General features: G+C 62.1%; 20 protein-coding genes. 16 read left to right on the forward strand and 4 right to left on the reverse strand.

Annotated elements, in window-relative coordinates:
* The first annotated feature begins 19 nt into the window (after positions 1-19).
* The 13 genes from hisS to B0G76_RS06945 all read left to right on the forward strand — a co-directional run bounded on the left by hisS (position 20) and on the right by B0G76_RS06945 (position 15,013).
* Positions 20-1,360: a histidine--tRNA ligase gene (gene hisS, locus B0G76_RS06885; RefSeq protein ID WP_120291165.1), complete on the forward strand. Its 1,341-nt coding sequence runs from the start codon at positions 20-22 to the stop codon at positions 1,358-1,360.
* A gap of 66 nt (positions 1,361-1,426) precedes the next feature.
* Positions 1,427-2,056, forward strand: coding sequence for a tetratricopeptide repeat protein (locus tag B0G76_RS06890; RefSeq protein WP_120291167.1), 630 nt, complete (start codon positions 1,427-1,429; stop codon positions 2,054-2,056).
* Positions 2,057-2,131: 75 nt separating this feature from the next.
* Positions 2,132-3,277 (forward strand): outer membrane protein assembly factor BamB, encoded by a 1,146-nt coding sequence (gene bamB, locus B0G76_RS06895; RefSeq protein ID WP_120291169.1) that lies wholly within the window; start codon positions 2,132-2,134, stop codon positions 3,275-3,277.
* 425 nt (positions 3,278-3,702) lie between these two features.
* Positions 3,703-5,040 (forward strand): ribosome biogenesis GTPase Der, encoded by a 1,338-nt coding sequence (gene der / locus B0G76_RS06900; protein WP_120291171.1) that lies wholly within the window; start codon positions 3,703-3,705, stop codon positions 5,038-5,040.
* 167 nt (positions 5,041-5,207) lie between these two features.
* Positions 5,208-5,444, forward strand: coding sequence for an RNA chaperone Hfq (hfq, locus tag B0G76_RS06905; RefSeq protein ID WP_006051315.1), 237 nt, complete (start codon positions 5,208-5,210; stop codon positions 5,442-5,444).
* A gap of 57 nt (positions 5,445-5,501) precedes the next feature.
* Positions 5,502-6,689, forward strand: a complete 1,188-nt coding sequence (hflX, locus tag B0G76_RS06910) for a GTPase HflX (protein ID WP_120296243.1) — start codon at positions 5,502-5,504, stop codon at positions 6,687-6,689.
* Positions 6,690-6,738: 49 nt separating this feature from the next.
* A complete protein-coding gene (gene hflK, locus B0G76_RS06915) occupies positions 6,739-8,130 on the forward strand; it encodes an FtsH protease activity modulator HflK (protein WP_120291173.1) in 1,392 nt (463 codons plus the stop codon).
* Positions 8,131-8,142: 12 nt separating this feature from the next.
* Entirely contained in the window at positions 8,143-9,045 is a 903-nt protein-coding gene (gene hflC / locus B0G76_RS06920) for a protease modulator HflC (RefSeq protein ID WP_120291175.1), read from the forward strand.
* A 44-nt stretch (positions 9,046-9,089) separates the two neighbouring features.
* A complete protein-coding gene (locus B0G76_RS06925) occupies positions 9,090-9,281 on the forward strand; it encodes a DUF2065 domain-containing protein (protein WP_120291177.1) in 192 nt (63 codons plus the stop codon).
* A gap of 245 nt (positions 9,282-9,526) precedes the next feature.
* On the forward strand, positions 9,527-10,678 hold the full coding sequence (locus tag B0G76_RS06930; protein ID WP_120291179.1) for an ATP phosphoribosyltransferase regulatory subunit: 1,152 nt from the start codon (positions 9,527-9,529) through the stop codon (positions 10,676-10,678).
* A gap of 202 nt (positions 10,679-10,880) precedes the next feature.
* Positions 10,881-12,227, forward strand: coding sequence for an adenylosuccinate synthase (locus B0G76_RS06935; RefSeq protein ID WP_120291181.1), 1,347 nt, complete (start codon positions 10,881-10,883; stop codon positions 12,225-12,227).
* Between the two features lie 3 nt (positions 12,228-12,230).
* Positions 12,231-12,821 (forward strand): phosphoribosyltransferase, encoded by a 591-nt coding sequence (locus B0G76_RS06940; RefSeq protein ID WP_120291183.1) that lies wholly within the window; start codon positions 12,231-12,233, stop codon positions 12,819-12,821.
* Between the two features lie 305 nt (positions 12,822-13,126).
* Positions 13,127-15,013 carry a potassium transporter Kup gene (locus B0G76_RS06945; RefSeq protein WP_120291185.1) on the forward strand — a complete coding sequence of 629 codons (1,887 nt, stop codon included), beginning with the start codon at positions 13,127-13,129 and terminating at the stop codon, positions 15,011-15,013.
* A gap of 168 nt (positions 15,014-15,181) precedes the next feature.
* On the opposite strand, the gene B0G76_RS06950 is transcribed toward B0G76_RS06945, so the two are convergent.
* The gene (locus B0G76_RS06950; protein ID WP_120291187.1) at positions 15,182-17,524 is read right to left on the reverse strand and encodes a Tex family protein; all 2,343 of its coding nucleotides are present in this window, start codon (positions 17,522-17,524) and stop codon (positions 15,182-15,184) included.
* 231 nt (positions 17,525-17,755) lie between these two features.
* The gene (locus B0G76_RS42785) at positions 17,756-17,920 is read right to left on the reverse strand and encodes a hypothetical protein (RefSeq protein ID WP_183082246.1); all 165 of its coding nucleotides are present in this window, start codon (positions 17,918-17,920) and stop codon (positions 17,756-17,758) included.
* On the opposite strand from B0G76_RS42785, the gene B0G76_RS06955 reads away from it, so the two are divergent.
* The 3 genes from B0G76_RS06955 (at position 17,880) to B0G76_RS06965 (ending at position 21,463) form a co-directional block, all read left to right on the forward strand.
* Positions 17,880-18,797: a hypothetical protein gene (locus B0G76_RS06955; protein ID WP_120291189.1), complete on the forward strand. Its 918-nt coding sequence runs from the start codon at positions 17,880-17,882 to the stop codon at positions 18,795-18,797. The two genes, B0G76_RS42785 and B0G76_RS06955, sit on opposite strands and share 41 nt — an antisense overlap.
* A 125-nt stretch (positions 18,798-18,922) precedes the next feature.
* A complete protein-coding gene (locus B0G76_RS06960) occupies positions 18,923-19,141 on the forward strand; it encodes a DUF465 domain-containing protein (RefSeq protein ID WP_120291191.1) in 219 nt (72 codons plus the stop codon).
* Between the two features lie 63 nt (positions 19,142-19,204).
* Positions 19,205-21,463 (forward strand): ATP-dependent DNA helicase, encoded by a 2,259-nt coding sequence (locus B0G76_RS06965; RefSeq protein WP_120291193.1) that lies wholly within the window; start codon positions 19,205-19,207, stop codon positions 21,461-21,463.
* Between the two features lie 148 nt (positions 21,464-21,611).
* Here the strand turns inward: B0G76_RS06965 and B0G76_RS06970 are convergent, their stop codons facing one another.
* Both B0G76_RS06970 and B0G76_RS06980 read right to left on the reverse strand, forming a co-directional pair.
* Entirely contained in the window at positions 21,612-21,878 is a 267-nt protein-coding gene (locus B0G76_RS06970; RefSeq protein ID WP_120291195.1) for a hypothetical protein, read from the reverse strand.
* A gap of 231 nt (positions 21,879-22,109) precedes the next feature.
* Positions 22,110-23,360, reverse strand: coding sequence for a cupin domain-containing protein (locus B0G76_RS06980; protein ID WP_120291197.1), 1,251 nt, complete (start codon positions 23,358-23,360; stop codon positions 22,110-22,112).
* Between the last annotated feature and the right edge of the window lies 1 nt (position 23,361).

The raw sequence follows: 23,361 nt of genomic DNA on the forward strand, positions 1-23,361 counted from the left end.
TACCGTCAATCGAAGACAGATGACTGAACAGAAGAAAAAGTTCGAAAAGTTGTCCGGCGTGAAGGGCATGAACGACATCCTTCCGCAGGAAACCGGGCTGTGGGAATTTTTTGAAGCAACCGTCAAGTCGATGCTGCGTTCGTACGGATACCAGAATATTCGTACGCCGATCATCGAGCATACGCAGTTGTTCAAGCGCGGTATCGGTGAGGTGACCGACATCGTCGAGAAAGAGATGTATAGCTTCACCGACGCGTTGAACGGTGAAAACCTCACGATGCGCCCGGAAAACACCGCGGCTGTCGTGCGTGCGACGATCGAGCACAACATGCTGTATGACGGTCCGAAGCGCCTGTGGTACATCGGCCCGATGTTCCGTCACGAGCGTCCGCAGCGCGGCCGTTATCGGCAGTTTCACCAGGTCGGCGTGGAAGCATTGGGCTTCGCCGGCCCGGACGCCGACGCTGAAATCATCATGATGTGCCAGCGTCTGTGGGACGACCTCGGCTTGATGGGCATCAAGCTCGAACTCAATTCGCTGGGCCTTGTTGAAGAGCGTGCGGCACATCGCGTCGAGTTGATCGCGTACCTCGAAAAGCACATGGACGTGCTCGACGAAGAGGCGAAGCGCCGTTTGTACACGAACCCGCTGCGCGTGCTCGACACGAAAAATCCGGCGATGCAGGAAGTCGCGCAGAACGCGCCCAAGCTCATCGATTTTCTCGGCGAAGAATCGCGCGCGCACTTCGAAGGCCTGCAACGCATTCTGAAGGCGAACAACATTCCGTTCACGATCAATCCGCGTCTCGTGCGCGGTCTCGATTATTACAATCTGACCGTGTTCGAATGGGTGACCGACAAGCTTGGCGCGCAAGGCACAGTCGCGGCCGGCGGCCGTTACGATCCGCTGATCGAGCAGCTTGGCGGTAAGCCGACGGGCGCATGCGGCTGGGCCATGGGTGTCGAACGTATCCTCGAGTTGCTGAAAGAAGAACAACTCGTGCCGGAAGACGAAGGTTGCGACGTGTACGTGGTCCATCAGGGCGACGCGGCACGCGAACAGGCCTTTATCATCGCGGAGCGTTTGCGCGATACGGGCCTTGACGTGATCCTGCATTGCAGCGCGGACGGGCAGACGGCGAGCTTCAAGTCGCAGATGAAGCGTGCTGACGCGAGCGGCGCGGCCTTCGCGGTGGTCCTCGGCGAAGACGAGATCGCCAACGGCACCGTCGGCGTCAAACCGCTGCGTGATACAAGTTCTAACGGCGGTAAAAACGAGCAACATAACGTGCCCGCCGAAGACTTGACCGAATTTCTAATCAATGCGATGGTTGCAACCGCCGAAGACGGCGACGACTGATCGCGATGTCGTCGGGCCACTTGGTTCGACACGCACACGTATCAAGAAAGAGGAAATCGCCGGGCGATGAGTTACCACGACGAACAAGAATCGATTGAAAGTCTGAAGGCATGGTGGACGCAGTGGGGCAATGTAACCACGTGGATCGTGCTGGTGGCATTGGTTGCCGCAGCCGGCTGGAACGGCTGGAATTTCTGGCAGCGGCGTCAGGCGGCGGAAGCCGCGGTGCTGTACGACCAGGTGCAGCAAGCTGTGGCATCGGGCGACAAGGCGAAGATCACGCGCGTCGCCACCGATATGGAAGACAAGTTCAGCAGCACCGCGTATGCGCAGATGACCGCGCTGGGCGCAGCCAAGGCGCTGTATGCAGCGGGTGACGAAGCTGCTGCGAAGGCCCAGTTGCAATGGACCATCGATCACGCAAAAGACGACGAGTTCAAGCAGATCGCCAAGCTGCGTCTGGCTTCGCTGCTGCTCGACGACAAGGCTTACGACCAGGGTCTCGCATTGCTCGCCGAACCGCAGTCCGATGCGTTCAAGGGCATTGTGGCGAACGGCCGCGGCGATCTGCTCGCGGCTCAAGGCAAGCGTGAGGATGCGCGCGCGGCCTACAAGCTCGCGCTCGATTCGCTGTCGAAAAACGATAGCTCGGCTCGCCAGTTGATTCAGTTCAAGCTTGACGCGCTGGGCGGCTAATCGCCGCATGCAGCGCGCCGCCTGTACCGACCAACCGGTCTCCTTTAATTAATTTCCTGAATGCTTCGTCCACCGATGAATCTGCTGAAACGTTACGCTGTGCCCGTTGCCTGTGCGATGACCGTCCTCACCATGGCGGCTTGCTCATCCACGAAAGACGAGCGCCGCGTGCCGACGCCGCTCACCGAGTTCAAACCCGTGCTCGACGTGCAGCAGGCGTGGAAGACAAGCGTGGGCAAGGCGGGGCGTTACCTGTTCTCGCCGGTTGCGGTCGGCAACGCGGTGTACGCGGCTGGCGCGAACGGCTCGGTTGCGAAGATCGACGCACAAACCGGCAAGGACATCTGGCGCGTCAAGCTGCGTGACGATCTGTCGGCAGGTGTCGGCAGTGACGGCACGCTCGCGGCGGTCGGCGGCCTGAAGGGCGACGTCTACGTGCTCGACGCGAACGGCAAGCAATTGTGGACCGCCAAGGCGCCGGGCGAAATCATCTCGCCGCCGCTGGTTGGCAACGGCCTCGTGGTGGTCCGCACGGTCGACGGTCAGATCGTCGCGTTCAATGCGCAAACCGGCGAGCAGAAGTGGAACTACCGCAACCGCGCGGTGCCGCTCAATCTGCGCGTCTCGTCGGGCATGACGTTCGCGGGTGACGCGGCTGTGCTGGCAGGCTTCCCGGGTGGCGCGTTCGCCGCGATCAACCTGCAGACCGGCGACAACTACTGGCAAACGCCGGTGTCGTATCCGAAGGGCGTGACGGAAGTAGAGCGCATTAATGACGTGACGGGTCCGCCCACGCTGGTCGGGTCGGAAACCTGCGCGGTGACGTTCCAGGGCCAGATTGGCTGCTTCGATGCGAACTCGGGCCGCGCGCTGTGGGAAAAGGCGTTCTCGAGCACGAGCGGTCTCGCGCAGGATGAACGTGCCGTGGTGGCGGCCGACGACTGGTCGGTGGTGTCGGCATTCGACGTCACCAACGGCGCGCCGCTGTGGAAGAACGACAAGCTCAAGAATCGCGAGCTCAGCGTTCCGTTCATTCTGGGGCACGCCGCGGTGCTGGGCGACTATCAGGGTTACGTGCATTTCCTGTCGCGTGACGACGGCACGCTCGTGGCCCGTGTGAAGACCGACGGCAGCCCGATTACCGCAGCACCGGTGCTGGCCGGCGAAACGCTGGTCGTGCTGACACACGACGGCGACCTGTACGGCTACCGCCCGCGCTAATCGCGCAGGCGACGGGTAGTCAGGCGTGCAGGCCGGCTTTGCCGGCCGCACGCGTTTTTGTTGTGCAATAGCTTAACTAGAAGAATTCCGCCGGACTGGCTGGTCCGGCAAGTCGGATCAGAAACGGCCCATGTGGCCATCGGTGGCTGCTTGCGGCGCCACCTTCGACGCTAACGTGATAGATACGGAGAGAATCGTATCGAACTGGCGTGCGAGTCGTTGAGCAAGAAAGACTGAACCTGGCGGCCCATTGGCGCCGCCCCATACAGCCAAACTCTCGTCCGCCCGGGTGCGCATATTGTCGGCACATCCGGGGCTGGCCGAATTCGTGATAATTTTCGTCAAACGCTGCCGTGTAGCGGCCGCATGGCGTCGCTACGCGGGCGGTCGATTCCGATCCCGCGTTTCACCGTGAACAACATCTGATGAAACCCGTTATTGCCCTCGTTGGGCGCCCCAATGTGGGGAAATCCACGCTATTCAACCGCCTCACGCGTACGCGCGATGCGCTGGTTGCCGACCTGCCCGGTCTCACCCGCGATCGCCACTACGGCGAGGGCCGCGCCGGCGACCGGCCGTATCTGGTCGTCGATACCGGCGGCTTCGAGCCGGTCGCGAAAGACGGCATCCTGCACGAGATGGCGCGTCAAACCCGCCAGGCGGTCGAGGAATCGGACATCGTCGTGTTTATCGTCGACGGCCGCAACGGTCTCGCGCCGCAAGACAAGTCGATTGCCGACTATCTGCGCAAGGTCGGCCGGCCGATCTTCCTCGTCGTCAACAAGGCGGAGGGGATGAAGTACACCACAGTGGCCGCCGACTTCTACGAACTCGGTCTCGGCGACCCGCGCGCGATTTCCGCAGCGCATGGCGACGGTGTCACCGAAATGATCAACGAGGCACTCGGTGCGGCATACGCCGGGCAGCCGGAAGAGAGCGACGAGGAAAAGCAGGCGCACGGCGTGAAGATCGCGATCGTCGGCCGGCCGAACGTCGGCAAGTCGACTCTGATCAATGCGCTGGTGGGCGAGGAGCGGGTGATCGCGTTCGACATGCCGGGCACCACGCGCGATTCGATCTACGTCGACTTCGAACGTCAAGGCAAGCCGTACACGCTGATCGATACGGCCGGGTTGCGCCGCCGCGGCAAGGTGTTCGAAGCGATCGAGAAATTCTCGGTAGTGAAAACGCTGCAGGCCATTTCCGACGCGAACGTCGTGATCCTGCTGCTCGACGCGCGTCAGGACATCTCGGAGCAGGACGCGCACATCGCCGGCTTCGTGGTGGAGCAGGGCCGCGCGCTGGTGGTGGGCGTGAACAAATGGGACGGCCTCGATCCGCATGTGCGTGACCGCACCAAGGCGGACCTCGAGCGCAAACTAAAATTTCTCGATTTCGCCAAATTCCACTTCATTTCCGCTGCGGAGAAAACCGGAATCGGCCCGCTGATGCGCTCGGTGGACGACGCTTACGCCGCCGCCATGACCAAGCTGCCGACGCCGAAGCTGACGCGCGCGCTGATCGACGCAGTGGAATTCCAGCAGCCGCGCCGACGTGGTCCGGTACGCCCGAAATTGCGTTACGCGCACCAGGGCGGACAGAATCCGCCGATCATTGTGATTCACGGTAACGCGCTCGATGCGATCACCGAAACGTACAAACGCTACCTCGAAAACCGCTTCAGGGAAACTTTCAAGCTGACTGGGACTCCATTGCGCATAGAGTTCAGATCGTCGACGAACCCTTACGCGGACAAAGGCTGAAATTTAGGCGAAAACCCAGGCTGAAACCCGCGTGTGTGCTGGGTTTGGCCGCGAGGCCAGGCCCCTCGCGCAAAAATGAAAATCGGCTATAGTGTAGCGGTTGACGGCGGATCTCTTTTTCCTTCGTCGTCAATTCAGTCAACCTGCAAAAAAATACGGAGTTTGCTATGAGCAACAAAGGGCAATTGTTACAAGACCCGTTTTTGAACGCACTGCGTAAAGAGCACGTGCCGGTGTCGATCTACTTGGTCAACGGCATCAAGCTTCAAGGGAACATCGAATCGTTCGACCAGTACGTCGTGTTGCTCCGGAATACGGTCACCCAGATGGTCTACAAGCACGCAATTTCCACGGTCGTGCCTGCCCGTCCGGTGAATTTCCACCCGGATTCCGAACAGTCCTAACCCCCGTCGCGGCCGGCGTAGCGTCGCCCGTTGGCGATTACTCCCGGCCGCCTCATTTTGATACCGTCCAATTTGATCAATGCAGCGCTTGTCGGCATCGACTTCGGTAAGATCGATTTCGAAGCCAGCCTAGAAGAACTCAGCCTGCTCGCGCAAAGCGCGGGCGCGAACCCCTTAGTCACCCTCACGGGGCGCCGGTCCAGTCCCGATGCCAAGATGTTCGTCGGCAGCGGCAAGGCCGAAGAACTGCGTCTTGCGTGTGAGGCGAACGACATCGAACTCGTCATTTTCAATCATGCTCTGGCTCCTGCGCAGCAGCGCAATCTGGAGCAGGCGCTTAACCGCCGCGTGATTGATCGCACCAGCCTCATCCTCGATATTTTTGCGCAACGCGCCCGCAGCCACGAAGGCAAGCTGCAGGTGGAGCTCGCGCAGTTGCAGTACCTTTCGACGCGGCTAATCCGCGCATGGACCCACCTTGAACGCCAGAAAGGCGGTATCGGTTTGCGCGGTCCAGGCGAAACGCAGCTCGAAACCGACCGCCGTTTGATCGGCGAGCGCATCAAGGCGCTCAAAACCCGGCTCGAAAAGCTGCGCCGTCAGCACGGCACGCAGCGCCGCGCGCGCAGCCGCAACCAGACCATGTCCGTGTCCCTCGTCGGCTATACGAACGCGGGAAAATCCACCCTTTTCAATGCGTTGACGAAGGCCCAGGCGTACGCCGCCGACCAGCTCTTCGCCACACTGGATACCACGTCCCGCCGTGTGTATCTCGGCGACGAAGCCGGTCAGGTGGTGGTGTCCGACACGGTCGGTTTTATTCGCGAATTGCCTCACCAGCTGGTGGCGGCTTTCCGCGCCACGCTCGAGGAAACCATCCACGCCGATCTGCTGCTGCACGTGGTCGACGCGTCGAGCGCCGTGCGCCTCGATCAGATCGATCAGGTGAACGAGGTGTTGCACGCAATCGGTGCGGATACGATCCGTCAGGTGCTGGTGTTCAACAAGATCGACGCGGTGCCGGAGTTGGCGGCCCGTGGCGAGGCGGTCGAGCGGGATGAGTATGGTAATATTTCGCGCGTCTTTTTGAGCGCGCGCACGGGGCAGGGGCTGGATACATTGCGCGCTGCCATCGCTGAAATCGCTACTGCCGAACCTCTCTCCGATACGCTGGTCGATCTGTCGGAAGAAGACCGGTCGGCCGCACCACGCGAGGACCGAAAGGTCTCAGAACTCGGGCACTGACCCGCTCCAATTGCACTGACCCGCTGTCTACTCTGGTGAACGAACACAGGTGAACGATTACAACGAGCGGAGTATCTGGCTGCGCATGCGCGCCATGCTTTCACTGAACGATCCGCGCTGGGGCCGGGGCGACGGCAATGGCGATCGCCAACGACCCAACGAACCCAAGCGTCCGCCGACCAAAGACGGTGAAGGCCCGCCCGATCTCGACGAGATGTGGCGCGATTTCAACCGTCGTTTGAGCCGGGTGTTCGGCCGCAAGGGCGGCGGTGCGGGTGGCGGCCGTCCGGACAACGGTCGCGGCGCGCGCATCGGCGTGGGTATCGTGATCGGCGTGCTGATTGCGATCTATCTCGGCAGCGGCGTGTTCGTCGTGCAAGATGGCCAGGCCGGCGTTGTGATGCAGTTCGGCAAGTATCGCTACACAGCGGGGCAGGGTGTGCATTGGCGCCTGCCGTATCCGTTCGAAGCGCACGAACTCGTCAACATCGGCCAGATCCGCCAGGTGGAGATCGGCCGTAACAACGTGGTGCGTCTCGCCAACGTGAAAGACGCGTCGATGCTCACGCACGACGCCGATATCGTCGACGTGCGCTTTGCCGTGCAGTACCAGGTGAGCAAGCCGACCGATTATCTCTTCCGCAGCGTCGATCCCGATCAGAGCGTCATGCAGGCCGCGCAGGCGGCGGTGCGCAGCATCGTCGGCGCGCGCAGCACCAACGACATCCTCTATCAGGATCGCGAAACAATTCGCCAGCAATTGATGGCGTCGATTCAGCAATCCCTGGATGAGTACCAGTCCGGCCTTGCCGTGACCGGTGTCACGATCCAGGGCGTGCAGGTGCCCGACCAGGTGCAAGCCGCCTTCGACGACGCCGCCAAAGTGCGTCAGGACAACGAACGCGCCAAGCGTGAAGCGCAGGCGTACGCCGCCGATTTGCTGCCGCGCGCGCAAGCCGATGTCGCGCGCCAGATCGACGAAGCGAAAACGTATAGCGACAAGACGGTGGCCCAGGCCCAGGGCGACGCTGAGCGCTTCAGGCAGGTCTACGCGCAGTACTCGAAAGCGCCCGCTGTGATCCGCGAGCGCATGTACCTGGAAACCATGCAGCAGATCTATTCGAATACGACCAAGGTGTTTGTGGACAGCAAGAGCGGCAACAACGTGTTGTATCTGCCGCTCGACAAGCTGGTCGAGCAGACCCGCCAGCGTGTTGCTGATGCCGCTACGGCCGCTTCCGGCGCTGCCGCTGCAACGGGTGCCTCGGGTGCCTCGGGTGCCGCTGTGGCGCAAGCCGCGAGCGGTGCGGCCGCACCGTCTGCCGCTGCTTCCGCTCCCGCCGCGGCCGCAACGCCCGCCAGCCAGGCGGCCGCCAGCAGCGACGCACTGCGTTCACGCGACTCCTTCCGCAGCCGTATGCGCGAAGACGACGTTCAATAAGGAGCGCACATCATGAACAAAATCATTGCGCTCGTAGTGGGTCTCGTCATTGTGCTGTTCGCCGCATCGTCGATGGTATTCGTGGTCGACCAGCGGCATATGGCGGTGCTGTCCTCACATGGCGATACCGCGCCCGCCTTGCTCGGTCCCGGCTTGCACGTAAAGCTGCCGCCGCCGTTGCAAACGGTCACGCTGGTCGATAACCGCATCCAGTCGCTCGACGCGCCGGATGAAGACCGCTATGTCACGTCGGACAAAACCGATCTGCTGGCCAACCCGGTGATCAAATACCGCGTGACCGATCCGCTCAAGTTGCTTGCCGAAACCAAGGGCGACGTGCAAAGCCTGTCGGACCGTCTGGCGCTGTTGTCGCGCAGCGCGCTCGGCGACGCGTTCGGCAAGGTCACGCTGACCGATGCGCTTGCGAAGCAACAAGCCGTTGCCGACGAAGCACGTGGCACGATGGACAAGGCCGCGGCATCGCTAGGCGTTTCGGTCGTCGACGTGCAACTGACGCGCGTCGATTTTCCGGCGGCAATGGCCGACTCGGTCTACAAGCGGATGATCGCCGCACGCGAGCAGTCCGCGGCCGACGAACGGGCGAAGGGCACGGCCGAGGCCGATCAGATCAAGGCGGACGCCGTCGGCCAGCAACAGGCGATTCTCGCGGACGGCTATCGTCAGGCGCAGACCATCAAGGGCGAGGGCGATGCCAAGGCGGCGCAAATCGCGGCCGAGGCATACGGCAGCGACCCGCAGTTCTACCAGTTTTATCAAAGCATGCAGGCGTACAAGAACACCTTCAAGCCAGGCGACGTGATCGTGGTCGACCCGAGCAGCGAGTTCTTCCGCTTCATGCGTAGCCCGACCGGCGGCGCCGCCCCGGACGCTCCCGCGGCACCGCGCAAACACTGATAACCGGAACGCCGCGGCATCCGCATCGCGGCCCCTTCATTCGCATGGACATAGCCGGCTCGTTACTGCTCGCGATCGCATTGATGCTGATTATCGAAGGGATGTTTCCCTTCGTTTTCCCGAGCGCCTGGCGCGACACGTTCCGTAAAATAGCGGAACGGCCGCCGCATCAGATTCGCGTCGGCGGGCTGGTCGTGATGGCGCTCGGGCTGATTCTGCTGTTCATCGTGACCTGAAGGGGCGCTGCGGAGCGCCTGTAGCCCCGCACCGATGCGCTGGCGATAGGCGTGGTGCCGAGCGGTGCGGCATCAACAAGCGTCGCACCAGCGAGCGTTCCAGCGTGGGCAGGGAAGGTCGGTTGAGAGACTGCGAAGGGCAGTCACGACGCCCGCCGCAGCCGCCAAAATAGAGCTGTCGCCCGCCATTCATACACACTTACCGGCGCCCCAGTCGCCGTGTTCAACGTCGTAGGACTGTATCGATGTCGACCTGGTTACTTCCCGAGAATATCGCCGACGTGCTGCCGTCGGAAGCCCGCAAGATCGAAGAGTTGCGGCGCCATCTGCTGGACCGTTTCCGCTCGTACGGCTACGAGATGGTGATGCCGCCGCTGCTCGAATACATCGAGTCGCTGCTCACCGGCGGCGGGCACGATCTGAATCTGCGCACCTTCAAGCTCGTCGATCAGATGTCCGGGCGCACGCTCGGTCTGCGCGCCGACATTACGCCGCAGGTCGCGCGTATCGACGCGCACCTGCTGAATCGTCAGGGTGTGACGCGGCTTTGCTATGCCGGCAATGTTGCGCATACGCGTCCACGCGGCCTGCACGCCACGCGTGAACAGATTCAGATCGGCGCGGAAATCTACGGTCACGCCGGTCTCGAAGCGGATCTGGAAATCCAGCAGTTGATGCTCGACGCGCTGCGTCTGGCCGGCCTCGCGAAGGTGCGACTCGATTTGTGTCACGCAGGCGTGCTTGCCGCGCTGATCGAAGCGGAGCCTGCTGCCGCCGAACTCGGTCAAGCGCTCTACGACGCGTTGGCCGGCAAGGACGTGCCGCGCCTCGTCGAGCTGACCGCCAATCTCACGCCGGTCACGCGCGACGCATTGCGCTCGCTTCCTACGCTCTACGGCGACGCTTCGGTGCTCGACGAAGCCCGTGCTCGCTTGCCGAGCGCACCGGCCATCGCGCGTGCGCTCGACGATCTCGCGTTCCTCGCAGGCCACGTGGACGGCGCCGAAGTGATGATCGACCTGGCCGATTTGCGCGGCTACGCGTACCACAGCGGCGTAATGTTCTCGGCGTACGTGGACGGTGTGCCGAATGCGGTTGCGCGTGGCGGCCGTTACGACCACGTCGGGCAAGCCTATGGCCGCGCGCGCGCGGCAACCGGCTTCTCGCTCGATCTGCGCGAAGTCGCGCGCATTTCACCGGTGGAAGCTCGCAGCAGCGCGATTCTCGCGCCGTGGCAGCACGACGAAGCGTTGCGCACCAGCGTCGCCGCGCTGCGTAACGCCGGTGAGGTTGTGATCCAGGCGCTTCCTGGCCACGAGCACGATCTGGACGAATTCGCCTGCGACCGCGTGTTGGTTGAGCGCAACGGCGCGTGGGTGGTCGAACCCCGTCCCTGAGCGCGAATCGATAGAACGCTCGCGAGGCGACCCAAAGGCATTTCAGAAGGCGTCCAAAGCGTCGCCGCAACCGGCGCGGCCACTCGCCGCGCTATTTTCGATATACCCAACATAACGTGCATACCGTTGAGCGGAAACGGAAAAATTCGGAAGGTTCCGCGAACATAGGTAGAATACGTTTTTAACCAGCTTACGAAACAACATGTCTGCCAGCGCAGTGAATGTGAACCCCGGGCGTAACGTCGTCGTCGTGGGGACCCAGTGGGGTGATGAAGGCAAGGGCAAGATCGTCGACTGGCTGACGGACCACGCTCAAGGCGTCGTTCGCTTCCAGGGCGGTCACAATGCCGGTCACACGCTTATCATCGGCGGCAAGAAAACCATCTTGCGTCTGATTCCGTCGGGCATCATGCATCCCGGCGTCGCGTGCTACATCGGCAATGGCGTCGTGTTGTCGCCGGAAGCACTGTTCAAGGAAATTGGCGAGCTCGAAGCCGCCGGGGTCGATGTTCAGAATCGCCTCTTCATTTCCGAAGCCACCACCCTGATTCTGCCGTACCACATTGCCATCGACCAGGGCCGCGAAGCGCGCCGTGGCGCGAGCAAGATCGGCACGACCGGCCGCGGCATCGGCCCGGCCTACGAAGACAAGGTGGCGCGCCGCGGTCTGCGCGTGCAAGACCTGTTCGAGCCGGAAAGCTTCGCCGAACGTCTGCGTGAAAACCTCGATTATCACAACTTCGTGCTGACGCAATACCTGGGCGTCGCCGCGGTCGACTTCCAGCAAACGCTCGACACGATGCTGAGCTATGCTGACCGTCTGAAGCCGATGGTGACCGACGTGTCGCGCCGTCTTTACGACGAAAACGCAGCTGGCAACAATCTGCTGTTCGAAGGCGCGCAAGGCACGCTGCTCGATATCGACCACGGCACCTATCCGTTCGTCACGTCGAGCAACTGCGTGGCCGGAGCGGCGACAGCAGGTGCGGGCGTCGGTCCGCAAAAGCTGAACTACATTCTCGGCATCACCAAGGCGTATTGCACGCGCGTCGGTTCGGGCCCGTTCCCGAGCGAACTGTACGACGCGGATAACGCCACGCGTCAGGAACCGATCGGCCTGGAACTTGCCAAGGTCGGCAAGGAATTCGGCTCGGTGACCGGCCGTCCGCGCCGCACTGGCTGGCTCGACGCCGCCGCGCTGCGCCGCTCGATCCAGATCAACGGCGTGTCGGGCCTGTGCATGACCAAGCTCGACGTGCTCGACGGCCTCGACGAAGTGAAGCTGTGCATCGGCTATACGGTCGACGGTCAGCATGTCGATCTGCTGCCGCGTGGGGCTTCGGAAGTCGCGCGTTGCGAGCCGGTGTACGAAACCTTCTCGGGCTGGAAGGAAAGCACTGTTGGCATCACGGAATGGGACAAACTGCCGGCCAGCGCGCGTGCGTATCTGACGCGCGTGCAGGAAGTGGCGGGCATTCCGATCGACATGGTGTCGACCGGTCCGGATCGCGACGAAACGATTCTGCTTCGTCATCCGTTCAAGGTTTAAGCCATGGTGCAAGGTGTACCCATGATTGCGATGAAAGATCCGCGCAACGATGACAAGAACCTGTGGGTCGGCTGGGACGAGTATCACCGGCTGATCGAACTGCTGGCGTTGCAGGTGCACGAGTCGGGCTGGAAGTTCGACAAGATTCTGTGTCTCGCGCGCGGCGGTTTGCGCGTCGGCGATCAGCTCTCGCGTATTTACGATCTGCCGCTGGCGATTCTTGCCACCAGTTCGTACCGCGAAGCGGCCGGCACGGAGCAGGGCGAACTCGACATCGCGCAATACATCACCATGACGCGTGGCGAGTTGCACGGCAACGTGCTGCTGGTCGATGACCTCGTCGATTCCGGTGTGACGCTGGCACGTGTACAGCAGCATCTGAAAGAACGCTATCCGGCGATCACCGCGGTGCGCTCGGCGGTGCTGTGGTACAAGGGCTGCTCGAAAGTGAAACCCGATTACCACGTCCAGTATCTGCCTACCAATCCGTGGATTCACCAGCCGTTCGAGGAATGGGATACGGTTCGCCCGCATAACCTCGGCGCATGGATCAAGCGCGGTATGCAGCAGGAGCAGGATTCGTCGGGCACGTGATGCGCAGTACGACGCTACACCTGTTGCGTCGTATCCCGCGCAGTGTCTGCAAAGCGGAGCCCAATTGGGCTCCGCTTTTTTTTTGCGCGTCATATGTCCGTCGTATTGTGTTCTGTGAACGGTACCTTGCAAAAGGCGTACGCCTGCACAGACGAAACGTCTGACGCAGCAGACGTGCCCAAATCGCGGTGCTACACTTCGCGGACCATCCACGTGGTGTATCCACAACAAGCCGGGCGGCGCTAGGCGGGCAGTTTAGAATAGCGGTCGTTTTTTCCGCTCAGGGAACGGATTTTCTCGCGTTTATGACAGATAACAATCACGTGCACAAACAGCCTCTGCCTTCCCTTGCGATTGCCGCGATCGGAGTGGTGTTCGGTGATATCGGCACGAGCCCGTTGTACTCGCTGAAAGAAGCCTTCAGCCCGTCACATGGCATTCCGCTGACCGATCAATCGATTCTCGGCGTGATCTCGCTGCTGTTCTGGGCGATCGTGATCGTGGTCGGCATCAAGTACGTGTTGTTCGTGATGCGTGCCGACAACAACGGCGAAGGCGGCGTCCTCGCGCTGATGGCGCTGGCAATGCGCTCTCTCGACCAGAAGTCGAAAGCGGCAGGCTTGCTGATGATGCTCGGCATTTTCGGCGCGTGCATGTTCTACGGCGACGCGGTGATTACGCCCGCCATTTCGGTGATCTCGGCCGTCGAGGGGCTGGAGATTGCCGCGCCGAATATGTCCCATCTGGTGTTGCCGCTCACGATGGTCATCCTCGTGCTGCTGTTCTGGATTCAGCGGCACGGCACGGCCACTGTCGGCCGCCTGTTTGGTCCGATCATGGTGCTGTGGTTCCTCGTGCTCGCCGCGTTGGGCCTGTGGCATATCCTGCAGTCGCCGAACGTGATCCGCGCGCTGAACCCGTATTACGCCTACACCTTTATGGCGGCGCACGTATTGCAGGCTTACGTGGTGCTCGGCTCGGTCGTGCTGGTGCTGACCGGCGCCGAGGCGCTGTACGCCGACATGGGCCACTTCGGCGCCAAGCCGATTCGGATGGCCTGGTACTTCCTCGTGATGCCTTCGCTGGTGCTCAACTATTTCGGGCAGGGCGCGTTGCTGATGCACGACCCGAAGGCGATTGAAAACCCGTTCTTCCTGCTCGCACCGGATTGGGCGCTGCTGCCGCTCGTGGTGCTGTCGACGGTGGCGACCGTGATCGCCTCGCAAGCGGTGATTTCCGGCGCCTATTCGCTGACGAGCCAGGCGATCCAGCTCGGCTACGTGCCGCGCATGAAGATCCTGCATACGTCGGAACTGGCGATCGGCCAGATCTATGTTCCGGTGGTGAACTGGATGCTGCTGTTCATCATTCTGTGCATCGTGCTCGCGTTCAAGAGCTCGGATAACCTCGCCGCCGCGTACGGTATCGCGGTGACGGCCACGATGGTGATCACCACGATCCTCGCCTGCGTCGTCATGGTGAAGGTATGGAACTGGAACAAGTTCCTCGTGGCAATGATCATCGGCGTGTTCATGTTGGTCGACTTAGGCTTTTTCGGCGCCAATCTGCTCAAGGTTGCGGAAGGCGGCTGGCTGCCGCTTTGCATCGGCGCGCTCCTGTTCTTCCTGCTGATGACCTGGTTCAAGGGCAGGATGATCGTCAAGGAGCGTACGGCGGCTGACGGCATCCCGCTGATGCCGTTCCTGCAGGGCCTGCTCGCGCATCCGCCGCATCGCGTGTCGGGTACCGCGATCTATCTGACAGGCAGCGATTCGCTCGTGCCGGTGAGCTTGCTGCACAACCTGAAGCACAACAAGGTATTGCACGAGCGCACCATTTTCCTGACCTTCGTGACGCTCGACATTCCGTATGTGAAAGACGAGGAACGCGTAACGGTAAGGGATCTCAACGGCGGTTTGTACCTCGTCAAGGCGGCGTACGGTTTCAACGAAACCCCTGACGTGAAGGCCGTGTTGCTCGAGGTGGGCCGCACGCACGACATGACGTTCGAGTTGATGGACACGTCGTTCTTCCTCGCCCGCGAGACGGTGGTGCCGACCCAGTTGCCGGGCATGTCGGTGTGGCGCGAACGTGTGTTCGCGTGGATGCATCAGAACGCCGCCAAGCCGACCGATTTCTTCAGCATTCCCGCCAATCGGGTGGTGGAATTGGGCACGAAGATCGAGATCTGAGGACGGACGCGGGTTCGGGCGCGCCTTGCATGCCGAGGCGCGACAGCGAAAAGCGAAAAGCGGCTAGCGATAAAAAAGCCCACGCAATTGCGTGGGCTTTTTTTTTGCCGCTCAGTCTCGTGAACGGTGAACGTCAGTGCGCGATTCAGTCACGCACTGACGAAGCGCTTACTTCTGCTTGAGCTTGGCGAATGCAGCAGCCATTGCGCCGCCTGCTTCCGGTTCACGCGAGCGCTGTTGCTGCGCGCCGCGTCCACCGCCGCCGGAGCGGCCGCGATCCTGCTGGGCGCCGCCACCGCTGCGCGGCGCAGCCGCCGCGCCGAACTCGTCGTCCAGACGCATGGTCAGGGCGATACGCTGGCGCTTCACGTCGACTTCCAGCACCTTCACCTTGACGATCTGGCCGGCTTTGACCACTTCATGCGGGTCCTTGATGAACTTCGTCGACATGGCCGACACGTGCACCAGGCCGTCCTGATGCACGCCGATGTCGATAAACGCGCCGAAGGCCGCCACGTTCGTCACGACACCTTCGAGCACCATGCCCGGCGTCAGGTCGCTGACCTTCTCGACGCCTTCGCGGAAGGTCGCGGTCTTGAACTCGGGGCGAGGGTCGCGGCCCGGTTTTTCGAGTTCCAGCAGAATGTCGCGCACGGTCGGCAGGCCGAAACGTTCGTCGACGAATTCCGCCGGCGACAGGCCGCGCAGCGCGTCGCGATTGCCGAGCACTTCGCCGACATGCTTGCTGATCTTCGCGAGCATGCGTTCCACGACCGGATAGGCTTCCGGGTGAACCGACGAGCGGTCGAGCGGGTTCTCACCGTTGTTGATGCGCAGGAAACCGGCGGCCTGTTCGAAGGTCTTGTCGCCGAGTCGCGGCACCTTGCGCAGATGTTCGCGCGACGCGAACGGGCCGTTTGCATCGCGATAGTCGACGATGTTGCGAGCCAGCGTTGCATTCAGGCCCGACACGCGCGCGAGCAGCGCGACCGACGCCGTATTGGCATCCACGCCGACCGCGTTCACGCAATCCTCGACCACCGCGTCGAGCGAGCGGGCCAGTTCGCGCTGGTTCACGTCGTGCTGGTATTGGCCGACGCCGATCGCCTTGGGTTCGATCTTCACCAGTTCCGCAAGCGGATCCTGCAGGCGGCGGGCAATCGACACCGCGCCGCGCAGCGACACGTCCATGTCCGGGAATTCCTTTGCCGCGAGTTCGGATGCCGAGTACACCGACGCGCCGGCTTCCGACACGACGATCTTCTGCAACTTGAACTCCGGATGGCGCGCGATCAGTTCGCTCGCGAGCTTATCCGTTTCGCGCGACGCCGTGCCGTTGCCGATGCTGATCAGTTCAGCCTGCGTTTGCGCGCAGATGCGCGCCAGTTTCGCGATCGAACCGTCCCAGTCGCGGCGCGGTTCGTGCGGATAGATCACGTCGGTGGCGAGCACCTTGCCGGTCCGATCGACCACCGCGACTTTTACGCCGGTGCGCATACCTGGATCGAGGCCGATCACGGCCTTGGGGCCTGCCGGCGCCGCCAGCAACAGGTCCTTCAGGTTGCGCGCGAACACGCGAATCGCTTCGTGTTCGGCTTCGTCGCGCAGATTGGTCAGCAGTTCGTTTTCGATGTGCGGCTGCACCTTCACGCGCCAGCACCAGCGGCACACATCGGAGAGCCACTTATCGGCCGGGCGGTTCTGATTGGTGATGCCGAAGTGGCGAGCGATCAACGCTTCGCCCGGATGCGGCACCTGCGCGTCGAGCTCCTCGCCAAGCCCCAGCTTGACCATGAGCACGCCCGCATTGCGGCCGCGGAACAGGGCCAGCGCGCGATGCGACGGCACGGTCTTGATGGTTTCCGCGTAGTCGTAGTAGTCGCGGAATTTTTCTTCTTCCGCGTTTTCCTTGCCTTCGACCACTTTCGACGACACCACGCCCTGGTTGAACAGGTAATCGCGCTGCTTGCCGAGCAGTTCGGCGGTTTCGCCGAACTGCTCGGAGAGGATGTCGCGCGCGCCGTCGAGCGCGGCCTTGACGTCGGCGACGCCTTTCTCGGCGTCCACGTAGGCGGCGGCTTCGGTTTGCGGGTCGAGCAGGGGATTGGCCAGCAGCGCGTCGGCGAGCGGCTGCAGACCGGCTTCGCGGGCGATCTGCGCGCGCGTGCGGCGCTTGGGCTTATACGGGAGATACAGGTCTTCCAGCACCTGCTTGCTGTCGGCGCCTTCGATCGCGGCGCGCAGCTCGTCGGTGAGCTTGCCCTGTTCGTCGATGCTGGCGATGATCGTGGCGCGCCGGTCTTCCAGCTCGCGCAGATACAGCAGGCGTTCCTCGAGATTACGCAGTTGCGTGTCGTCGAGATTGTCGGTCACTTCCTTCCGGTAGCGGGCGATGAACGGAACAGTCGCTCCTTCGTCGAGAAGTTGCACCGCGGCCGCGACCTGGCGCGGCTGGACGGACAGTTCGGCGGCGATGCGCTGTACGATCTTGAGTGCTACGGTTTCCGTCATAAGGTCTTGGTGTTCCTGCTACTCAATCAAAGGTCGCGCGCTGCGGCACACGCCGGTGCACGCTGGGCGTGCGCGCTGCGACCAGGTTGCTGGAGCGGGGCATTTTGCCATAAATGCCAAAGGGCTCAACCGCAGGGTGATAGAATTTCGGGCATGTTCCGTTGACCATTTACGACGTTGCCAATCTCCTTGTCCCTCAACCGCCTGGGCTCCCGCTTGGTCTCTCGCTTGTCACACTTGCCGTTTTTTTTTGTCGCCGCCTTTGGCGCGCTCGCCGCTTAAGTCGCTTACGTTGCTTGAATCGCTCGTGTGGGCGTCGCGGTCCGTGTTCGGGTCAAGGCTTCCGTCCAATGGGATGTTCGTTGCTTCGTGCGCCTCGTGCGTGGTGGCCGCCATGCTGACCCTGTCCGCGCCGGCCTCGGCACAATCCGCAGCGCCGCTCGAACTCGCCGGCAGTCTTGCGCCGGCGGCCGCTTCGGGTGCGCAGGCAGCGAGCGCAGCGAACGGCACGAGCATGGGCGATGCTGGTAATGCCGACAACCCGGCATCGCCTCAAAGCGCATTCGACGCGCGGCAAAAAGTACTGGATCAGCGCACCGAGGAAAACAACTACCGTTACGCGGTGGCCGAACACGATTGCTACAGCACGTTCTTCGTCAACCACTGTCTGGGCAAGGCGCGCGACAGCATGCGCTCGGTGCAGGCCGACATTCGCAAGGAACAGCTCGCGCTCGACGGCGAACAGCGTGTCCAGCGCGCCCGCGAGCGTGACGAGCAGGCTGCGCTCAAACGTGCACAAGACGAAGCGGGCGCGCCGCAACGCGCCGCCGAAGATGCGCGTAACGCCCAGGCCTACGAAGACAAGCAGCGCCAACACCAGCTCGACCAGGCGCAGCGCGCCGCTGAGGCGCCGCAACGCAGCGCCAACGCGCAAGCCTATCAGCAGAAACAGCAACAGCATGCGCTGGATCAGGCGCAGCGCGGCATCAGTCCGTCGCAAGCCGCGGCCAACAGCGCGGCATACGATCAGAAGCAGACCGACTTCCAGCGTAAGCTCGAGCAAGCGCGTCAGCAGGGCGCGCAGAAGGCGCAGGAGCGGGTGGAGAAGCAGCAGAGCTTCGAGAAGAAGCAGGCCGATGCAGCGCAGCACAAAGCCGACGTCGAAACCCGTCAGAAGCAGGCGGCCGAGAAAGCCGAGCAGAAACGTCAGGACCAGTTGAAAGAGCAGCAGCAACTTGAAGAACAGCAGAAGCAGCAACAGCAACAGCAGTGAGTACGCTGTAGCGGGTTCTGGTAGGGTAGCAGCCAGGCAGTCGTCGTACGCGTTTTAAGCCGGACAGCAACCTCAGGCATCGGGCTGCACCATGCAGCCTGTGCCGCTTACGAGAGGAGGCGAGCATGCGCGATCAACATCACGTCATCACCGCAGACACACTTCGCGACCGTATTGTGCAACTGGAATCGGAGCACAGTGGGCTCGATCGTTTGATCGACCGAATGTCGGACGAGCCCGGCATCGACGACTTCGAGTTGCAGCGCCTGAAAAAGCGCAAACTCAAAGTCAAGGACACCATCATCTTGCTGCAATTGCAGCTCGAACCGGACGCACGCGCCTGAGTTCGCGGCCTGGCAGGCGCCGGGTCGCGCCGCGCGCGCCGGACTTTGCAGGAAACGCTTGCCTTGAATTCACCGCTTGAAACTTCACCCAGCGCCATGGCGGCCGCCGACGACGCTCCCGCGGCCGGCGCCCCAGCGCCGCGTGCTCCCGCGTCTGCGCTTTCCGCATCATTGAATCCGCGCCGCGTGGCCGAACTGGACGAAATCTTCGCCGCCGACGGCCTGCTTGCCCGTCAGATCGACGGTTATCGCTCGCGCGCGTCGCAGATCGAAATGTCGCGCGCCGTTGCAGCGGCCATGGAAGCATCGGGCCGCGCAATGCCCGAACCCGCGATGTTCGAAGCGCAGAAGCGTCCGGCGCGGCGTCTGCAATCGCCGGGTGGGGATCCTGCGGCACAGGGCCCGGAAAACGACGAATCGAACGGTCTCGACGGCAGCGAAAACACGCTGATCGTGGAGGCGGGCACAGGCACCGGCAAGACCTATGCGTATCTCGTGCCGGCCATGCTGTGGGGCGGCAAGGTGATCGTCTCCACCGGCACCAAGCATTTGCAGGATCAGCTCTTTCAGCGCGACATTCCGACTGTGCGCGATGCGCTTGCCGTACCGGTCTCGGTGGCGATGCTCAAGGGCCGTGCGAACTACCTGTGCCGTTACTATCTGAAGCGCACCGCGGATAACGGCCGTCTGCCTTCGCGCCAGGAAACCTCGTATCTGCAGGACATCATTCGCTTCGCCAAGATCACGCGCACCGGCGACAAGGCCGAGCTCGCGAGCGTGCCGGAAACGGCGGCGGTGTGGTCGATGGTCACGTCCACGCGTGAAAACTGTCTCGGTCAGGAGTGCCCGCACTACAAGGAGTGCTTCGTGATGCAGGCGCGCCGCGAGGCGCAGCAGGCGGACATCGTGGTGGTCAATCACCATCTGTTTTTTGCCGACATCATGTTGCGCGATACGGGCATGGCCGAATTGCTGCCTACGGCGAACACCGTCATCTTCGACGAAGCGCATCAACTGCCGGAAACCGCAACGCTGTTTTTCGGCGAGACGCTTTCCACCACGCAATTTCTCGAACTCGCACGCGATTCCGTGGCGGAGGGCTTGGGTCATGCGCGCGAGTCGGTTGACTGGGTGAAGCTCGGCTCGACGCTCGAACGGGCGGCGCGCGACGTGCGGCTCGCTTTCAAGGAAGACTCGGTGCGTTTGTCGATCGGTCAGTTGCCCGACGATCATCCGTTATTCCCCGCGCTCGAAACGCTCGAGGCCGAACTCGACGCATTGACTTCCGCGTTGGCGGGTCAGGCCGAACGAGCCGAATCGATCGGCGCCTGTTTGCGCCGCGCACGCGAGTTGCAAGGCGTGCTCGCCGGCTGGACGACACCACCCACCGAGACCGAACGCGCAGCCGCTGACGCCGCCTCGGCGGACGTCAAGGCCGAACGTGGCGATGCGAACGAGAAGGTGCGCTGGATCGAAGTTTTCGCGCATACGGTGCAGTTGCACGAAACGCCGCTGTCGGTCGCGCCGATCTTCGCGAAGCAGCGCGCCGGCGTGCCGCGCGCATGGATCTTCACCTCGGCGACCTTGTCGGTGCGGGGTGATTTCACGCACTATGCGGCGCAGATGGGCCTGAACGCAAAACGTTCGATGACGTTGCCGAGCCCCTTCGACTATTCGACGCAAGGGCTTCTGTACGTGCCGCGCAATTTGCCACAGCCTTCGTCGCCGACGTTTACCGACGCCGTATTCGACGCCGCGTTGCCGGCGATCGAAGCATCGGGCGGTGGCGTATTCATGTTGTGCACGACGTTGCGCGCCGTGGACCGCATCTCGACCAAGTTGCGCGACACCATCGAAGCGCGCGGTTGGGACTATCCGCTGCTCGTGCAGGGTGACGCGAGCCGCACCGAGTTGCTCGAGCGCTTCCGTGCGTACGGCAATGCGATTCTGGTGGGCAGCCAGAGCTTCTGGGAGGGCGTGGATGTGCGCGGTGATGCGCTCTCGCTGGTCGTGATCGACAAGCTGCCGTTTGCACCGCCCGATGACCCGGTGTTGTCGGCGCGTCTGGATGCGCTGACGAAGAAGGGGTTGAGCCCGTTTGCGGTCCACCAGTTGCCGCAGGCTGTGATTACGCTCAAGCAGGGCGCAGGGCGTCTGATTCGCGCTGAGACCGATCGTGGCGTGCTGATGATCTGCGACACGCGTCTGGTCGACAAGCCGTATGGGCGCCGCATATGGCAGAGCCTGCCACCGTTTAAGCGCACACGTGAGATCGAAGTGGTGCGCGAGTTTTTCGAAGAGAACGCAACGCCGTCTGAATAGAGGATTATGTGAGTGTCGTTGTAAATAACCGCTCTTAAACGACAAAACGCCACGGATGTGAATCCGTGGCGTTTTGCTTTACTGCCCGGAAAATCGAGGTGATTTCCCGAAACAGTTTTCGCCCAGAGGCGAAACCCTACGCAACAGCTTACTGGCTTGCGCCCGAAGCCGGAGCAGCCATCGAAGCAGCAGCGCCTGCATCCGAAGCAGCAGCCGTAGCCGAAGCAGCAGCGTCGCTCGCAGCAGCAGCCGCACCCGAAGCAGCAGCCGAAACGTCCGAAGCGGCAGCCGTTGCTGCCGAGGCAGCAGCCGTTGCGTCGCTAGCTGCGGTCGTAGCTGCCTGATCGCTGCTCTTGTTGCATGCAGCCAGTGCCACAGCTGCCAACAGGGATGCTACGAGGAGGGATTTCTTCATGATCACGTCCTTTTATGGTTAAAGGTAAGCAACAGCGCAAAATAATACCGGTAATGTGCTCCAACACCGACCTGGGCCGCTGGTGGAGACGCTCTTTTGACGAGCTAGAATCTTCCCTACGGCTTGGGCGGAAATTATATGCACTTTCGTACTGACAATCCATAAATCCGGGGTCAATACGTTGTCTTTCTCATACAAAATTTCACAGTACGGTATAACAGGCAGGCAGAGTTACGCAAGCTCGCCCACTTGTATCCAGCCCGCACAATACCACTCGTGAAGCAGTGCTGTCACCGACGAATCGTGCGAGAGTGTTACAAAGCGTTTCGCACTCATACACCGCTGGTCAGCGAGGTCAATCAACCACTTTTTGGCACCATTAAACGGCGTTTCCTCTCCATTTAGGAAGAAAAAACGGCGGTTGTACAACAAATTAGTCTTGCGGTCGAGCCGAATGCCGGACTTCGATGCCTGACCGATGAAACGGGCTTCATTGAGCGGTCGTTGCGGCGGATCAAAGACGACGCTCGGCTTCGGTTCGCTGAGGTACGTGCCAAGAAACGACGCAATGTCCTGCTCGCTCCATTTCGCGCCCGCAAGGATCGCGCCAACGCGTTCGATCAAGGCGGCGGGCAGCTCCGCCGGACGGTCGACAGCGGGTTGTTGCGGGTCGCGATAGAGCGCATCGGGGCGTACAGCCGACTCGCCGCGCTCGGCCAGATGGTAGAGGAACTGAGCGGTCAATTCGCCCGCTGACGGCGCGCGAAAACCGATCGAGCAGGTCATGCATTCGCCTTCGGCGACACCGTCATGCGCAATATGCGGCGGCAGATACAACATGTCGCCCGGCTCGAGCAGCCATTCCTGTTCCGGCTCGAAATGCTGTAAAACTTTCAAAGGCAAACCCGGTTGGAGCGTCAGATCTTTCTGCGCACTGATCCGCCACCGGCGCTTGCCTTTTACTTGCAAAAGAAACACATCGTAGGAATCGAAATGAGGGCCGACGCCGCCGCCGTCGCTCGCATACGAAATCATCAGGTCGTCCAGTCGCGCGTCCGGCACGAAGCGGAACCGGTCGAGCAAAGCACGCGCGCGATCGTCGTAGAGGTCCACGCCTTGCACGAGCAACGTCCAGGCGCGCTGCTTCACCGAAGGCAGTTCGTCAGGTGCGAACGGACCGTGCTCCAGTTGCCATTTGTTGCGAAAGTGCGTGATCAGACGCGCTTCGACTTCGTCCCGATCGGCCAGCTCGAAAAACGCCTCGCGCGACAGCGGCGCTTCCACGTTCGGGATCGCCTGGCGGATCAGCAGCGGTTTTTTCTGCCAGTACCGGCGCATGAATTGCGACGGTGTCAGATTGCCGAGCAGCGGCGTGGGCGTGTCGGGCGAAGGCGGGAGGGCAGGGAGCGACCGCCTGGAAGCGGACGAAGATTTCCGTGCCGAAGCTGCATCGGCCGGGTGGTCAGTGGGCCGCTTGGGCATC

Origin of the sequence: Paraburkholderia sp. BL23I1N1 (assembly GCF_003610295.1) — a bacterium.
Lineage (GTDB): Bacteria > Pseudomonadota > Gammaproteobacteria > Burkholderiales > Burkholderiaceae > Paraburkholderia.

Excerpts from the sequence above, each read along its gene's own strand:
- B0G76_RS06890 (WP_120291167.1), top strand. The coding sequence starts at position 1,427 with ATGAGTTACCACGACGAACAAGAATCGATTGAAAGTCTGAAGGCATGG.
- hfq (WP_006051315.1), top strand. The coding sequence starts at position 5,208 with ATGAGCAACAAAGGGCAATTGTTACAAGACCCGTTTTTGAACGCACTG.
- B0G76_RS06930 (WP_120291179.1), top strand. The coding sequence starts at position 9,527 with ATGTCGACCTGGTTACTTCCCGAGAATATCGCCGACGTGCTGCCGTCG.
- bamB (WP_120291169.1), top strand. The coding sequence starts at position 2,132 with ATGAATCTGCTGAAACGTTACGCTGTGCCCGTTGCCTGTGCGATGACC.
- B0G76_RS06925 (WP_120291177.1), top strand. The coding sequence starts at position 9,090 with ATGGACATAGCCGGCTCGTTACTGCTCGCGATCGCATTGATGCTGATT.
- hflC (WP_120291175.1), top strand. The coding sequence starts at position 8,143 with ATGAACAAAATCATTGCGCTCGTAGTGGGTCTCGTCATTGTGCTGTTC.
- B0G76_RS06980 (WP_120291197.1), bottom strand. The coding sequence starts at position 23,360 with ATGCCCAAGCGGCCCACTGACCACCCGGCCGATGCAGCTTCGGCACGG.
- hisS (WP_120291165.1), top strand. The coding sequence starts at position 20 with ATGACTGAACAGAAGAAAAAGTTCGAAAAGTTGTCCGGCGTGAAGGGC.
- B0G76_RS06935 (WP_120291181.1), top strand. The coding sequence starts at position 10,881 with ATGTCTGCCAGCGCAGTGAATGTGAACCCCGGGCGTAACGTCGTCGTC.
- B0G76_RS06970 (WP_120291195.1), bottom strand. The coding sequence starts at position 21,878 with ATGAAGAAATCCCTCCTCGTAGCATCCCTGTTGGCAGCTGTGGCACTG.
- B0G76_RS06955 (WP_120291189.1), top strand. The coding sequence starts at position 17,880 with ATGTTCGTTGCTTCGTGCGCCTCGTGCGTGGTGGCCGCCATGCTGACC.
- B0G76_RS06945 (WP_120291185.1), top strand. The coding sequence starts at position 13,127 with ATGACAGATAACAATCACGTGCACAAACAGCCTCTGCCTTCCCTTGCG.
- B0G76_RS06960 (WP_120291191.1), top strand. The coding sequence starts at position 18,923 with ATGCGCGATCAACATCACGTCATCACCGCAGACACACTTCGCGACCGT.
- B0G76_RS06950 (WP_120291187.1), bottom strand. The coding sequence starts at position 17,524 with ATGACGGAAACCGTAGCACTCAAGATCGTACAGCGCATCGCCGCCGAA.
- B0G76_RS06940 (WP_120291183.1), top strand. The coding sequence starts at position 12,231 with ATGGTGCAAGGTGTACCCATGATTGCGATGAAAGATCCGCGCAACGAT.
- B0G76_RS42785 (WP_183082246.1), bottom strand. The coding sequence starts at position 17,920 with ATGGCGGCCACCACGCACGAGGCGCACGAAGCAACGAACATCCCATTG.
- der (WP_120291171.1), top strand. The coding sequence starts at position 3,703 with ATGAAACCCGTTATTGCCCTCGTTGGGCGCCCCAATGTGGGGAAATCC.